Annotated in this window: 14 protein-coding genes; 9 read left to right on the top strand and 5 right to left on the bottom strand. The window is 49.6% G+C overall.

Annotated features, from left to right (window positions below; all coding sequences use genetic code 11):
- Positions 1-37: 37 nt before the first annotated feature.
- The 5 genes from eno (at position 38) to DFER_RS21805 (ending at position 5,202) form a co-directional block, all read left to right on the top strand.
- Positions 38-1,309, top strand: a complete 1,272-nt coding sequence (gene eno, locus DFER_RS21785; protein ID WP_015813818.1) for a phosphopyruvate hydratase — start codon at positions 38-40, stop codon at positions 1,307-1,309.
- A 59-nt stretch (positions 1,310-1,368) separates the two neighbouring features.
- On the top strand, positions 1,369-1,701 hold the full coding sequence (locus DFER_RS21790) for an FtsB family cell division protein (RefSeq protein WP_015813819.1): 333 nt from the start codon (positions 1,369-1,371) through the stop codon (positions 1,699-1,701).
- Between the two features lie 39 nt (positions 1,702-1,740).
- The gene (gene gpmI, locus DFER_RS21795) at positions 1,741-3,273 is read left to right on the top strand and encodes a 2,3-bisphosphoglycerate-independent phosphoglycerate mutase (RefSeq protein ID WP_015813820.1); all 1,533 of its coding nucleotides are present in this window, start codon (positions 1,741-1,743) and stop codon (positions 3,271-3,273) included.
- A gap of 78 nt (positions 3,274-3,351) precedes the next feature.
- On the top strand, positions 3,352-3,921 hold the full coding sequence (locus DFER_RS21800) for a hypothetical protein (RefSeq protein WP_015813821.1): 570 nt from the start codon (positions 3,352-3,354) through the stop codon (positions 3,919-3,921).
- Between the two features lie 327 nt (positions 3,922-4,248).
- Positions 4,249-5,202, top strand: a complete 954-nt coding sequence (locus DFER_RS21805) for a DUF8428 domain-containing protein (RefSeq protein WP_015813822.1) — start codon at positions 4,249-4,251, stop codon at positions 5,200-5,202.
- 65 nt (positions 5,203-5,267) lie between these two features.
- On the opposite strand, the gene DFER_RS21810 is transcribed toward DFER_RS21805, so the two are convergent.
- From DFER_RS21810 to DFER_RS21825, 4 genes are all read right to left on the bottom strand, one after another.
- Positions 5,268-6,161 (bottom strand): polyphosphate kinase 2 family protein, encoded by an 894-nt coding sequence (locus DFER_RS21810; protein ID WP_015813823.1) that lies wholly within the window; start codon positions 6,159-6,161, stop codon positions 5,268-5,270.
- Between the two features lie 29 nt (positions 6,162-6,190).
- Complete coding sequence (rdgB, locus tag DFER_RS21815) at positions 6,191-6,766, bottom strand: RdgB/HAM1 family non-canonical purine NTP pyrophosphatase (protein ID WP_041735401.1); 576 nt, start codon at positions 6,764-6,766, stop codon at positions 6,191-6,193.
- A 144-nt stretch (positions 6,767-6,910) separates the two neighbouring features.
- Positions 6,911-7,819 carry an FKBP-type peptidyl-prolyl cis-trans isomerase gene (locus tag DFER_RS21820; RefSeq protein WP_015813825.1) on the bottom strand — a complete coding sequence of 303 codons (909 nt, stop codon included), beginning with the start codon at positions 7,817-7,819 and terminating at the stop codon, positions 6,911-6,913.
- Positions 7,820-7,866: 47 nt separating this feature from the next.
- On the bottom strand, positions 7,867-8,901 hold the full coding sequence (locus DFER_RS21825; protein WP_015813826.1) for a DHH family phosphoesterase: 1,035 nt from the start codon (positions 8,899-8,901) through the stop codon (positions 7,867-7,869).
- A gap of 204 nt (positions 8,902-9,105) precedes the next feature.
- Here DFER_RS21825 and DFER_RS21830 point away from each other — a divergent pair, with 204 nt between their 5' ends.
- Positions 9,106-9,525, top strand: coding sequence for a nucleoside-diphosphate kinase (locus DFER_RS21830; RefSeq protein ID WP_015813827.1), 420 nt, complete (start codon positions 9,106-9,108; stop codon positions 9,523-9,525).
- Between the two features lie 75 nt (positions 9,526-9,600).
- On the opposite strand, the gene DFER_RS21835 is transcribed toward DFER_RS21830, so the two are convergent.
- Positions 9,601-10,014, bottom strand: coding sequence for a fasciclin domain-containing protein (locus DFER_RS21835; RefSeq protein WP_229206076.1), 414 nt, complete (start codon positions 10,012-10,014; stop codon positions 9,601-9,603).
- Between the two features lie 197 nt (positions 10,015-10,211).
- Here DFER_RS21835 and DFER_RS21840 point away from each other — a divergent pair, with 197 nt between their 5' ends.
- The 3 genes from DFER_RS21840 to DFER_RS21850 all read left to right on the top strand — a co-directional run bounded on the left by DFER_RS21840 (position 10,212) and on the right by DFER_RS21850 (position 13,260).
- The gene (locus DFER_RS21840; protein ID WP_015813829.1) at positions 10,212-10,847 is read left to right on the top strand and encodes a 3-keto-disaccharide hydrolase; all 636 of its coding nucleotides are present in this window, start codon (positions 10,212-10,214) and stop codon (positions 10,845-10,847) included.
- Between the two features lie 198 nt (positions 10,848-11,045).
- Positions 11,046-12,494, top strand: a complete 1,449-nt coding sequence (locus DFER_RS21845; protein ID WP_015813830.1) for a histidine kinase — start codon at positions 11,046-11,048, stop codon at positions 12,492-12,494.
- Positions 12,478-13,260 carry a LytR/AlgR family response regulator transcription factor gene (locus DFER_RS21850; RefSeq protein WP_015813831.1) on the top strand — a complete coding sequence of 261 codons (783 nt, stop codon included), beginning with the start codon at positions 12,478-12,480 and terminating at the stop codon, positions 13,258-13,260. Before DFER_RS21845 ends, DFER_RS21850 begins: the two co-directional genes overlap by 17 nt.
- The last annotated feature ends 199 nt before the right edge of the window (positions 13,261-13,459 follow it).

The following is a 13,459-nucleotide window of genomic DNA, read 5'->3' on the forward strand; positions in this document are numbered from 1 at the left end:
ACCATATTCCAATTTTTAATCAAAACACAAGCTGCAAATGAGTACGATTCAGTCAGTACATGCAAGACAAATTCTGGATTCAAGAGGAAACCCTACAATAGAAGTTGATATTCGTACCGAGAATGGTTATCTGGGCCGCGCTGCTGTTCCTTCCGGAGCTTCTACCGGTAAGCACGAGGCAGTTGAGCTTCGCGATGACGACAAGAGCGTTTATGTTGGAAAAGGAGTTTTGAAAGCGGTAGAGAATGTAAACGACATCATTTTCCCTGAACTGATCGGTTGCTCCGTATTTGAGCAGAACCTCATTGATAAAATCATGCTGGAACTGGATGGCACGCCTAACAAAGCGAAGTTGGGTGCAAATGCTATCCTGGGTGTTTCCCTCGCTGCTGCGAAAGCTGCTGCACAGGAAGCAAACCTTCCATTGTACCGTTACGTAGGCGGTACCAACGCCAACACATTGCCTGTGCCGATGATGAACATCCTCAACGGCGGTAGCCACGCGGATAACTCCATCGATTTCCAGGAGTTCATGATCATGCCTGCCAAAGCAGATACATTCTCTCAGGCATTGCGCATGGGCGTTGAGGTTTTCCATACTTTGAAAACCGTTTTGAAAAGCAAAGGCTACTCGACCAACGTAGGTGACGAAGGTGGTTTTGCTCCAAACATCAAGTCCAACGAAGAGGCGATCGAAGTTGTACTTCAGGCGATCGAAAAAGCAGGTTACAAGCCAGGCGAAGAAATCTTTATCGCAATGGATGCTGCTGTTTCTGAATTCTACGAAGATGGTCTGTACCACTTCAAAAAATCGGATGGCCGTAAACTGAGCTCTGACGAAATGGCTGACTACTGGACTCAGTGGGTAGCTAAATATCCTATCATCTCGATCGAAGACGGTATGGACGAAGACGACTGGGCTGGCTGGAAGACTCTGACAGACTCAATCGGCAAAAAATGCCAGCTGGTAGGTGACGATTTGTTCGTAACCAACGTAACCCGTCTGCAACAAGGTATCGAATCACAAATCGCTAACGCGGTATTGGTGAAAGTAAACCAGATCGGTTCTTTGACTGAAACGATTGATACTGTAAACCTCGCGAAACGCAACAGCTATAAGAGCATTATGTCGCACCGTTCAGGTGAAACGGAAGATGCTACGATCGCTGACCTCGCGGTTGCATTGAACACAGGCCAGATCAAAACAGGTTCGGCTTCTCGTTCTGACCGTATGGCGAAATACAACCAGCTTCTCCGCATCGAAGAAGAACTGGGCGAAAGCGCTTATTTCCCAGGATTGAAATTCTAATTCAAACCATGTAAGAGCCGGAGCCCAGCGCTCCGGTTCTTGTTTAAGGGTGTTTCAATATGAAAAACCACTCATTCTGGTCTTTGCACACATTAAAGAACTTCTATATTGCCACATTCGTCGTGTGGCTGATATGGATATTGTTCCTCGACAACAACAATTTCCGGATCGTGATGTCGAACCGGATGAAGATGAAGGACCTGGAAAAGGAGAAAGCAATTCTTCAGGACAAGATCAGGGACGTTAAAAAGGAGCGGAATGAGGTTTTCGGGAATCCTAAAATGCTCGAAAAATGGGCGCGCGAGAAATTTATGATGCGGCGGCCCAACGAGGAAGTATATGTGATTGTGGACGAAAACAATCAGCCTGTCGAAAGCAAAAAGCGGGAGTAAACGAATACTCTCAACAATATCATCTTAATTCAGCATACATTGAGCAAGAAAGTCATCCTCATTATCATGGACGGCTGGGGGATCGCCAAAACCGGCGAGGAAAACCGTTCCGCCATTCTGGCTGCCAACACCCCATTCTACGATTCCATTCTTCAAAAATACCCGCATAGCAAACTCGAAGCGAGTGGTCTGGCTGTCGGCCTTCCTGACGGACAAATGGGTAACTCCGAAGTAGGCCATACCAACCTCGGCGCAGGCCGCGTGGTGTATCAGGATCTGGTAAAAATCAACCTCGCCGTTTCGGAAGGCACGCTGGGCCAGGAGCCCGCGCTGACGAATGCATTGGAATATGCCAAAACGGAAGGCAAGAAAGTGCATTTCATCGGACTTGTTTCGGATGGCGGCGTGCATTCGCATATCGACCATTTGAAGGGCCTTTGCAAAATCGCAGCCGATCGTGGTTTGAACGACGTATTCATTCACGCATTTACCGACGGCCGCGATACCGATCCCAAAAGTGGGTTAGGTTTCCTGACCGAACTGAACGAATCCATGGCGCAAAGCACCGGCCGCATTGCCAGCATTACCGGCCGCTACTATGCAATGGACCGCGACAAGCGCTGGGAACGCGTGAAATTGGCTTATGACGCCATGGTACACGGCGAAGGCAAGCATGTTCCGTCCGGCGATGTTCTGAATGCAGTAAAAGCATCTTACGAAGAAGGCGTAACGGACGAATTCATCACGCCGATCATCGCTACCAATGCCGATGGCTCTCCGCTTGCATTGATCCAGGACGGCGATGTGGTATTGTGCTTCAACTTCCGCACCGACCGCGGCCGCGAGATTACCGAAGTGCTTACCCAGCAGGATTTCCACGAGCAGAACATGCACAAGCTCAATTTGAAATACATCACCATGACCAACTATGATGATACTTTCAAAGGCGTGGATGTGATTTTCGACAAAGACAATCTGAACAATACATTGGGCGAGGTACTCGAAGCTGCCGGCAAAAAACAAATCCGCATTGCCGAAACGGAGAAATACCCGCACGTGACGTTCTTCTTCTCAGGCGGCCGCGAAAAGCCGTTCGAAGGAGAGAGCCGCCTGCTTTGCCCGTCGCCGAAAGTGGCTACTTACGACTTGCAGCCCGAAATGTCGGCATTCGATATTCGCGACTCGATCGTTCCTGAATTGGAGAAAGAAGAAGTGGATTTCGTTTGTCTCAATTTCGCTAACCCTGACATGGTAGGCCACACCGGCGTTTTCGAAGCGGCTGTGAAGGCGTGCGAAACGGTAGATCAGTGCGTGCAGGCGGTGGTTACCACCGGTTTGAACCACGGCTACTCATCCATCATCATAGCCGACCACGGTAATTCGGATTACATGTCCAACGACGATGGATCGCCGAATACCGCGCATTCATTGAACCTCGTGCCATGCATTCTGGTGGATAGTGAATACCAAAAGCCGATCCATAATGGAAAGCTAGCCGACGTGGCGCCAACCATTTTGGCGTTAATGGGAATCGCGCAGCCGGCAGAAATGACGGGAACCAGCATTCTCTAAAACTTTCGGACATCCGTTGATGTTAACCAGCAGAGAGTCCTTCGGGCTCTCTGTTTTTTTAGCCACATATTCAAATCCATGCTTTACCGCTTCCTTACGATCGTTCTACTGCTCTGCTCGCTGGTTTCCTGCACGCCGGAAGAATCCCGCGACGATGCTCCCAAGGTCTATTATGATTTGAAAGGGTTTGTCGAAAACCAGATTACTTATTTGAACGACAAAAAGCCGGAAGTGCGGAAAACGGCAGTTTTGGGATCAAATCGTGAAGTGTCGAAAAGCCGGAACGTCGATTGGAAGAAAGAACTTGAACTTTTCGTGCAGGCGGACATTAACAAGCCGTCTTACCGCCAGGCCTATGAAACGGTTCATAATGGCCCGCTGCGATTTGAATACCGTCTCAAACCCGGCAACGACCTACCTGTAAGCTACCTGATTATCGAAACCGATTCGGTGTTGAAACAGCCATTGCGCGTGGAGGCGCTGCTCCGCGCGGAGAACAAGATTTACAATTCCGAAAAGAAGATCGTACTCGAATGCGCTAAGCGGGACAACCTTATCGGAATAAGCGCTTATGATGTAGCCGGTTACCAAAAGCTGATCTTCGTGGAGAAGAAGGTTTTCAGCATTCACGGCGAAATAGGATTTTAGCAGGTCGATTGCATTATTTTCTCTGTACTCTTACACCATATTTTGTGGTAACATTACCCAATTTTCCAGATGCATATTTGACTTAGCCATCGGTATGAAGGAATTTTCAAAATCATAACATATCCATCAAAAAGAGCCAAATTGATCGCAATGCGGCTCTTTTTTGCATTTCAGAGGGATGCGAAAATTCCGATCGCGCGGTGACTTTGGCTTGGTGGCAGAAAACGGCACAAAATTATTTGATGTGAAATCAGAACATGTAGACCCGGATTTGATTTTTTAACCTGTCGCATGAGAAACTAAATCACACAAGTAAACTTAATATCAATGCAACAAGAACAGAAAAATAAGCAAAGCATAGCGTGGGCAATGGTAGTTGTCCTGGGGCTAGCAACAGCCATGTTTGGCTACCTGTTTACAACTCAGAAACAAGAGTTGACACAGCAAGAATCGATGGTAGTCGAAAAAGCCAGAGAGTTGGCTGTAACCAAAACTAAATTGGACTCCATTTCAACAGTATTGGATGCCAAGATTGCAGAAGTTGAAAAATTGGGAGGTGATGTTACAGAGCTGACCAAAATGAAAGAGAAACTCGAAGCTGACAAGGTAGCATTCAGCCGCAGCAGAAGAGTAGAAACCAACAAATATCTCGGCAAGATCAAGGAATACGAGAAATTCCTGACAGAAAAAGACGAGATGATCGCTCAGCTGAAAGCTGAAAACGAACAACTGGTAGCAAGCAACGACTCCCTGCACACACACGTGGGAACGCTTACCAGCGAACGTGAACGACTGGTACAACGCCAGGCGGAATTGACAGACTCAGTAACGACTTTCACAGCGGAAAACAAAGAACTGAGCGCGAAAGTGAGCAAAGCAGCTGCTTTGAGAGCACAAAATCTGAAAGTGCTGACTGTTAACTCACGCGGTAAAACCAAAGACAAAGACGAATACAAAGCCAGCCGTGTTGATAAGCTGAAACTGGTGTTCAACCTGCCGGAAAACGAGTTAACTGCTCAGGAGCCAAAAGACATCTATGTTCGCGTACTGGATCCGGATGGAGCGGTTGTAGCTGACGACGCTACTGGCTCAGGAGAGTTCGAAGTCGATGGCGCGCCGTCTAAATTCACAACCCGCGAGTCAATTGCTTATCAGAACAACAACCAGAAAGTAGAGATGTTGTATGATAATGCCAACAAGTTCCGCCCAGGAAAATACAACGTGGAGCTCTATGCCGAAGGCTACAAAATTGGTGGCGGCAACTTCACCATCAAGAAATAAGACATAACTTCACACCATGCATAGCTATAAGGCCGCCGATCATCGATCGGCGGCCTTTTTTTGCATTATGGCTGGTTCGTTTGGGCATTGATGATGTCGATGAAATGCCGGAGCTCCTCGGTCCGCTGTGGGCCCGATTCGGGGTATTTCATGTGCATCTTCTTCAATTCTTCGGCGACGATCTTGGCCACCGTCAGGCGGAGGTTCTTCTTGTCGTCGGCGGGAATCACGAACCATGGTGCTTTTTTGGATGCGGTGGCATTAATGCAATCTTCGTATGCCTGCATGTATTCGGCCCATTGGTCGCGTACTTTTACGTCCTGCTCCTCGAACTTCCAGTTTTTGGAAGGGTCCTCAATGCGTTCGATCAGCCGTTCGGCCTGTTCTTCCTTCGATACATTCAAAAAGAACTTGATCACGCGAATGCCGTTCCGGTAGAGGTATTTTTCCAGGTTGCGGATGTCGGTGTAGCGGTGTTTCCAGAGCTTGTCAAGATCTTCGGTCAGCTCCGTCGGAAGGCGCTGCGATTGCGTGAGGATTTCCGGCTGCACTTTCACGACCAGCACTTCTTCATAATAACTGCGGTTGAAGATCGTGATCGTGCCGCGCTGAGGCAGTACCAGGTTCGTTCTCCACAAAAAATCATGTCCAAGCTCGGTATCGGTAGGCCTTTTGAACGAATGGATTTTTACCCCCACCGGGTTTACGCCTGAAAGCACGTGTTTGATCGTGCCGTCCTTACCGGCCGCGTCCATCGCCTGAAAGATCACCAGCAATCCGTACCGGTTGTGCGCGTACATCATGCTCTGCAACTCGTCCAGCTCCTTCGCCGATTCATCCTGCATGGCCTCGTATTCGGCCTTATCGGCATAAATATCTTTAAAGCGCGTTTTGGCTTTACTGATCTCAAACTTCTTGCTACCGTCGTAGCGATAATCATCCGAATTGAAGTCCGACATGTCCGTATGATGTTAGGTTGAATAATGTGTTAATGCGCCCTCAGAAAGGCTACCAGCTTTGCAAATGCCCTGCCGCGGTGGCTAAGATCGGATTTCTCCTGCATGGTCATTTCAGCGAATGTGCGCGAGTGCCCTTTCGGAACGAACACCGGGTCGTACCCAAATCCATTGCTGCCGCGCTTTTCATTGATAATTGTTCCCTCCACCGTGCCTTCAAACTGGTAATATTCCCCGTCGAGCGACAATGTAATCACGGTCAGGAAGTGAGCCGAACGGTCCGGCTTGTCTGCCAGGCTTTTCACCAGCAGGTCGATATTGTCGTTGGAATCGCGTTGTTCGCCGGCGTAGCGCGCCGATTTCACCCCAGGTTCGCCATTCAACGCCCCGACTACCAGGCCGGTGTCATCTGCAAAGCAATCGATCCCGAAATGTTCATGCACGTAATGCGCTTTCCCGCGCGAGTTCTCGGCAATGGTGTCGAATGGTTCGGGAATGTCGGTGTCGCAGCCGATGTCGCTCAGCGTTACGAGTTCGAACTGATCGCCCAGTAGCGCCTGTATTTCTTCCAGTTTGTGCCGGTTGTTGGTGGCAAAGCAAAGTTTCATGTGTGATATGGTTGTGATCGGAGTGCATTTTACGCAAAAAACGGGAGGGTTAAATGCCACGAAGGCACGAATGTTCACGAAGCGTATCGTGATCATCCGTGCCTTCGGTCCGCGGCTGCGGTGGCATTGTTATATCTGCTTATCCTATTTCGCCGGAGCGGGAGAAGGAAGTGCAGGGCCCGCTGGCTTGGTGCCTTTGGTAATGTCGAGCAATTCCATTTCAAACTGCAATACCGAGTTGCCTGGGATCGGGCCGTATTGATCTGGTCCGTATGCAAGGCCCGACGGAATCAGCAACAAGCCTTTTTCGCCTTTTTTCATCAATGTAAGGCCTTCATCCCATCCCTGGATCACCATTCCGGCTCCTACCTGCATATCAAGTGGTTTGCCTCCGCTCTTCGAGCTGTCGAACTCTTTGCCATCCAGGAACTTGCCGGTGTAATGTACTTTCACATTGTCGCCAGGAGTGGGGCTCGCGCCGGTACCTTCGGTTTGCGGCACGTACACCAGGCCGGAAGCCGTTTTTCTGGCTTTTGCGGTCAGGTTGTTTTTAGCAAGATATTCGTCGATGATCTTGGCATCGATGTCCTTCTGCTTTTTGCCGGCTTCTGCCTGCTGCTTCTGGAATTCTTCCGAAGTAAGTACGCTCACCACTTTCACGGTAAAGCTCAGTTCCGATCCTTTCTTGATCATCGGAGGCATTGGCTGGCCGATTTTCGCGAACAATGTATCCGCATTCACCAGAAACTTAGCGCTATCGCCGGCTGCAAGCAGGGTTAGGCCTTCCTCGAAGCTGCCTTTGTAAGGCGGCGCCTGCAATACCATTTTAACCGGATTATTTTCTTTATATGTGTCGCGGAGCGTGGAGTCGGTACCATTCTTCAACACCAGGTGGAATGTCATGATATTCCCCAGTTCGGCTTTCTTGGCATCGTCCTTATGTTCGAAAAGCGTGTATTTGAGGCCGCTGTCGGTAACCTGTTGGCGATGTTGATTGCAAGCGGCTGCGAGAATAGTTATGCCCATCGCATAACCGATTGTTTTTAAATTCATTGGGATGTTTTTATTATAAGATATTTTACTGATGTTATAATTCAAGTTTAGTCAACGCTCAAAAGTTCTTCCTGGTATGATGGAAGTATGCTTAAAAACCGCGCAACTGTTTCATTCACTGGTTGTTCTGAGCGTCCTCCGGAAGCGTTCTTATGGCCGCCGCCGCTGAAATGCGTGCTGGCAAGGTCCCTCACCGAGAATGCGCCTACCGACCGGAACGAGATCTTAACCTCGCCCTTGCGTTCGATGAACATTGCCGACATTACCACATTTTCCACTTGCAGGCCATAGTTCACAATCCCCTCCGTTTCGCCCGACGCCGAGTTGAATTTTTGCAGTTCAGCCTCCGTCAGCACCATGTACGCCGTGCGGTACTCGGGCAGCACCGTCAGCTTGTTGCAAAGCACGTAACCCAGGAATTGCAGCCGCGAAAGTGGCGCATTGTCGTAAATCAGCCGGTGGACCCGGCTCGAATCGAAACCGGTACGCATCAGGTCGGCCACTGCGAGGTGTACGGCGGGCGTTACGTTGCCGTGACGGAAAGAGCCCGTGTCGGTCATAATGCCGGCGTAGAGGCATTCGGCCATCGGAATATCGAAGATCTGCTCAGCGGGCTGGCCACCTTCCATTTCCTTCACCAGCTCGTAAACCAGCTGCGCCGTCGCGGCCGCGGTGGTATCCCAAACCATCCATTTCGCAAAATGCTCGGGTTCGAGGTGGTGGTCGATCATCATTTTGGGAGCCGCAGCATCCTGGACAACCTTTCCAAGGTCTTTCAGGCGTGACAGCGCCGAGAAATCAAGGCAGCAGATCAGGGTCGCCTGTTCGATCTTTTTCTTGCATTTTCCTTGTTCCGAGGGCTTTTCATACACGAGTACATGCTCCATGCCCGACAGCCAGCGAAGGTTCGCGGCATAGTCGGTAGGGCTGATAACCGTCACTTCATGGCCTTTTTTGAGCAAATAACTGGCCCAGCCCAGGGACGATCCCAATGCATCCGCATCCGGGTCGCGGTGCGTTGTGATAACAATTTTCTGGGGTTGGGATAAAAAAGAGCGGAGCTCTTCAATGATTTGATTCACAGTAACTTAGTTCAAAAGAGGAATTTCCAGGTTGCTTAGAGCCCACAAAATTAACAAAACTGTTGGGATTTGCTTCATAAAGAGCGGTAAAGGCTGGCAATCAGGCGGTGATTTAACATGAGGCGGCTGTTTGAGGACGAAAGGTTCTCGGATTTAAATTATAATATAGTAGCTTGCAGGCAGTAACAATTTAGCCAAGTACGTATGCCAACGAATAAGACATTTACCATGATCAAGCCTGACGCTGTGAAGGATGGTCATTCGGGTTCAATCATCAAGATGATCGAAGCAGCAGGATTCCGGATTGTGGCCCTCAAAAAAACGCAGCTCACTTCCGAGCGTGCCGGCGAGTTTTACGCCGTGCACAAAGAGCGACCTTTCTACAATGATCTTTGCATGTATATGTCGTCCGGGGCGATCATCCCTATGATTCTCGAAAAGGAGAATGCGGTGGCGGATTTCCGTAAGCTGATCGGTGCTACCAACCCGGACAATGCCGAAGAAGGTACTATCCGCAAGCTATATGCCATTTCGATGGAAAAAAACGCGATCCACGGCTCCGATTCGGACGAGAATGCGGCTATTGAAGGGAATTTCTTCTTCTCGTTTACGGATCAGTTTTGAGAAGATTGGTTATAGAAAAGCAAACCCCCGGAGCTGGTGCTTCGGGGGTTTGCTTTTTGTGAAGATCCGGTACGCTTATCTGATAACCTTCACATAAACGCTGTCGAGCACCTGGATGATGCCGTTCGACGCGCTCACATCCTTTCTCGCGATCCTGGCTCCGTTCACAGTGAACGCAGTATCTTTTTTTGCGATTTCAAGTTTGAGCGTTTTATCAATATTGTCATACTTGCCGGCTGTGAAATCGGCGTAGGACACCTGGCCTTTCAGCACGTGCCTGTTTAGAAAAATATCAATGGAGTCGGGCTTGCTGGTGATTACCGAAGCACTGAATATGTTAGCCTTATTGAAAGCGGCGTTCGAAGGCAGGAAAAAGGTCGCGTCCTGAGTTCTGAATGCATCTCCCTTTTCCGCAGCAATAATGATCTCCTTTAACATGCTGAACTCGGGATTTTCGAGAATGACATCCGTGGCGGTCTTTCTCTTCACGAGATCCGCTTCGCTCTCCTTACAAGAAATCAAAATCGTTGAAAATAGCCCTGCTGCCAAAAAAAATGCTGCCCAACGCCCTCCAAAACGGTTTTTTTTCATAGCTTTCCAAGTGGTTAATTTTCGTAAAACTAATGCAAAATGTAATTTCAAAGAATTTGTAACCACAATTTTTTAATCCTAATCCCATCATAACCATGCTTAAACTTAGACAAGTCATTGTCGCCGGAGCGGCTGTCCTGATGCTGAATTCGGCGTTTTTCGCGCTGAATGGGCCATCGGCCGACCCGTTAAAAAAGCCCGTCAAATTATTCAACGGAAAAGACCTCAAAGGCTGGACCGTTCACGGCACCGAAAAATGGTATGTCGACGGCGGCGAGCTCATCTGCGAAAGCGGCCCCGACAAGCAGTACGGCTACCTCACCACCGACAAGTTCTACAAGAATTTTGATCTCACCCTGAAATTCAAACAGGAAGCTAACGGCAACAGCGGCGTATTCTTCCGCTCTACCGTGACCGGCACGAAAGTTTCGGGCTGGCAGGTGGAAGTAGCGCCTCCCAACCACGACACGGGCGGCATTTACGAATCCTACGGCCGCAACTGGCTCGTGCAGATTCCGGATGAAAAAGAAGGATTCCTGAAAATGGGCGAATGGAACACGCTGCGCATCCGCGCGCAGGGCGACCGTACGCAAACCTGGCTCAACGGGCACGAAATGGTAGACCTTACCGATGCTAAAATCGGCGCCGGCCAGGGTTCAATCGCATTGCAAATCCACGATGGCGGCGGCATTAAGGTACGCTGGAAGGATATTATGCTGGAAGAGCTCTAAAACCGGCCGTTTCATTCCGTCCGCCGGTAACTTCATCCACCGGAAACCGGCACTCGTCGGAAAACGCTTAGCAACAGGCTTCATGGCCAATAGATTTGTACCACATAATCTGTTAGCCATGAAGCTTTTTTTATGCACGACCGGACCACTAAGGCATGTGGCCCGTCAAAATGATTTTAACGTTTACGGTTTAACAGCATGGACGACAAAAGAACGAAGCCGCTGCGTATGACAGCCTCATCGCTCGACGGAAGGGATTTCAGTAACATGGATCTGGAAAATGCAGATTTCAGCTTTTCGAGTTTGAAAGACATCAACTTCGACGGCGCCAATCTGCGGAATGCAAAACTTCGTTTTTCGGCCCTCGACCGGACCACTTTCCGGAATGCCGATCTTCGGGACGCAGATCTGAGTTTCAGTAGTTTGTCGGATGTAGACCTGAACGGGGCGAGGGTAGAGGGGGCCAATTTCAGTTTTACTTCACAGGAAAAATCATTCAACTGGCAGGATTTCAGCCTCATAGCCATCATTCAGAACCAGGGCTGGATCGGGACGTTTGTGGCGGCTATCCTCGGCGCGGTGATCCTGTACGGTTTCAATGCGATCGCTTATTTCACGGCGGAGCTCACATTCACTGAGGAGCCGGTGCGGCTTGCTTTTTATAAATACCTGGTCCTGCTCAACATCGCCACGGGCGTTTGTACAATCCTGATCACGCAGGGGCTCACCACCTGGCTCGATGTGATCATCAAAAGCCTGCTCGCCAAGCATATTATCCTTTCTATCATCATATTCCTCACCGACAGTCTGCTGGCAATAGGCCTTCACCAGATCTTCGCAACCGACATTGTGAACGATTACGTGGCGCGCTATCCGTCCGAACCTTCGCAGGATGCGCCCTGGTACTGGTATGCGTGGGCACCCGTGGCCATCGCCAATGTGTTTTACTTCCTGAGTCGCGAAGGCCGCCAGATCTCCCGTAAAATATCCGACCAGGAATACCAGCTCCTCAATCTCGAAAAACTGAAAACACGCGCCGAGCTGGATGCCTTGCAGGCCCGCATTAACCCGCATTTTTTGTATAACTCATTAAACAGCATTGCCAGCCTCGTGCACGAGAATCCCGACAAGGCCGAGGAAATGACGCTGCTGCTCTCAAAACTCTTCCGCTACACCACCGGCCGCAAAACGAGCGACTATTTCGATAGCATTGAAAACGAGCTGGAAATGGTGGAAACGTATTTGCAGGTGGAAAAAGTGCGGTTTGGCGAGCGGCTGCGGTTCACGGTGGAAGTGGAGGACGAAACGCTGAAAGCCCTGCAAGTTCCCAAGTTTATCTTGCAGCCCATTGTCGAGAATGCCATTAAGCACGGTATTTCGCGGATGGCCGAACAAGGGAATATTGTGGTGAAGATTTATGAAAAAGACCAATGGCTGCATTTGTGCGTCCACGATAATGGCCCCGCATTTCCCGAAACGCTGGGGGCTGGCTACGGCATGCGCAGCATTCAGGACAAGCTGAAACTGCTTTACGGCGATAATGCGCGCCTTGAACTGCTCAACGAGCCGCACAAATCGGTTAATATTGCCATTCAGAAATCAGCCATTGAACAACATCAACAATCCAGTCATGCAGTTTCCGCTTAAAACCATTCTTATCGACGACGAACCGCTTGCATTGAGCCGACTCAGGCGCTTGCTCGAAAAGCATACCGACACTTTTACGATCGTTTCGGAAGCCAAAAACGGCGCGGAAGGTCTGGTGGAAATCGACAGGCACCATCCGGACGTCATTTTCCTCGACATCGAAATGCCGCTGCTGAATGGTTTCGAAATGCTCTCCAAGCTCACCAGAATGCCGCTGGTGGTATTTTCTACGGCCTACGACCAATATGCGATCCGCGCATTTGAGGAAAATTCGGTGGACTACCTGCTGAAACCGGTGGAAAACGACCGGCTGATGAAAACCATCGAGAAGATCAGGAACATTACACAGGCCGGCAACGGCCATCCAGGCAGCTTTAACCCTTATTCGGAAAACCTGCTGAGGCTGCTCGAAGAAATGAAGCCGAAGAAGGAAATATTCTCATTGTCGGTGAAAACCGGCGACCGCATTCTGCTGATTCCCATGACCGAGATCACGCATTTCGAGGCAGAAGAAAAATACGTATTTCTTAACACGCTCGACGGCCAGAAATACCTGCTTAACTACACGCTTACGTCGCTCGAAGAGAAGCTTCCCAAGCATTACCTGCGCGTGAGCCGTGCGGGGATCGTCAACTCCCACCATATCAAGGAAATCCAGAAACACTTCAACGGCAAGTACGTGATCGTGATGCGCGATCGCAAGGCTTCGCAGGTCACCAGCGGCAGCACCTATGGCGACGCGATCCGCCATCTTCTTGATAATTAATCGAATTACACCCCGTTTGTACCAGAATATTCATTTTGTAGACCTGATTCTTATTCCTAAATTGCGCCCTCGTTTAAATTTCCATTGGTATTTTGGAGACTAATGCGTTGTTCATCAGGGTGTTCTGATAAGCTGCGGACGGGATAAGGAACGAAATGTGCCCGCATTCGGCACACTTCGGACGGTTGCTGCGTATTTG

Origin of the sequence: Dyadobacter fermentans DSM 18053 (genome assembly GCF_000023125.1) — a bacterium.
In the GTDB taxonomy this organism is placed as follows: domain Bacteria; phylum Bacteroidota; class Bacteroidia; order Cytophagales; family Spirosomataceae; genus Dyadobacter; species Dyadobacter fermentans.

Bases quoted from the DNA above. Each gene is read 5' to 3' on its own strand.
- eno (WP_015813818.1), top strand. From the start codon at position 38: ATGAGTACGATTCAGTCAGTACATGCAAGACAAATTCTGGATTCAAGA.
- DFER_RS21790 (WP_015813819.1), top strand. From the start codon at position 1,369: ATGAAAAACCACTCATTCTGGTCTTTGCACACATTAAAGAACTTCTAT.
- DFER_RS21800 (WP_015813821.1), top strand. From the start codon at position 3,352: ATGCTTTACCGCTTCCTTACGATCGTTCTACTGCTCTGCTCGCTGGTT.
- DFER_RS21805 (WP_015813822.1), top strand. From the start codon at position 4,249: ATGCAACAAGAACAGAAAAATAAGCAAAGCATAGCGTGGGCAATGGTA.
- DFER_RS21810 (WP_015813823.1), bottom strand. From the start codon at position 6,161: ATGTCGGACTTCAATTCGGATGATTATCGCTACGACGGTAGCAAGAAG.
- rdgB (WP_041735401.1), bottom strand. From the start codon at position 6,766: ATGAAACTTTGCTTTGCCACCAACAACCGGCACAAACTGGAAGAAATA.
- DFER_RS21820 (WP_015813825.1), bottom strand. From the start codon at position 7,819: ATGAATTTAAAAACAATCGGTTATGCGATGGGCATAACTATTCTCGCA.
- DFER_RS21830 (WP_015813827.1), top strand. From the start codon at position 9,106: ATGCCAACGAATAAGACATTTACCATGATCAAGCCTGACGCTGTGAAG.
- DFER_RS21840 (WP_015813829.1), top strand. From the start codon at position 10,212: ATGCTTAAACTTAGACAAGTCATTGTCGCCGGAGCGGCTGTCCTGATG.
- DFER_RS21845 (WP_015813830.1), top strand. From the start codon at position 11,046: ATGGACGACAAAAGAACGAAGCCGCTGCGTATGACAGCCTCATCGCTC.
- DFER_RS21850 (WP_015813831.1), top strand. From the start codon at position 12,478: ATGCAGTTTCCGCTTAAAACCATTCTTATCGACGACGAACCGCTTGCA.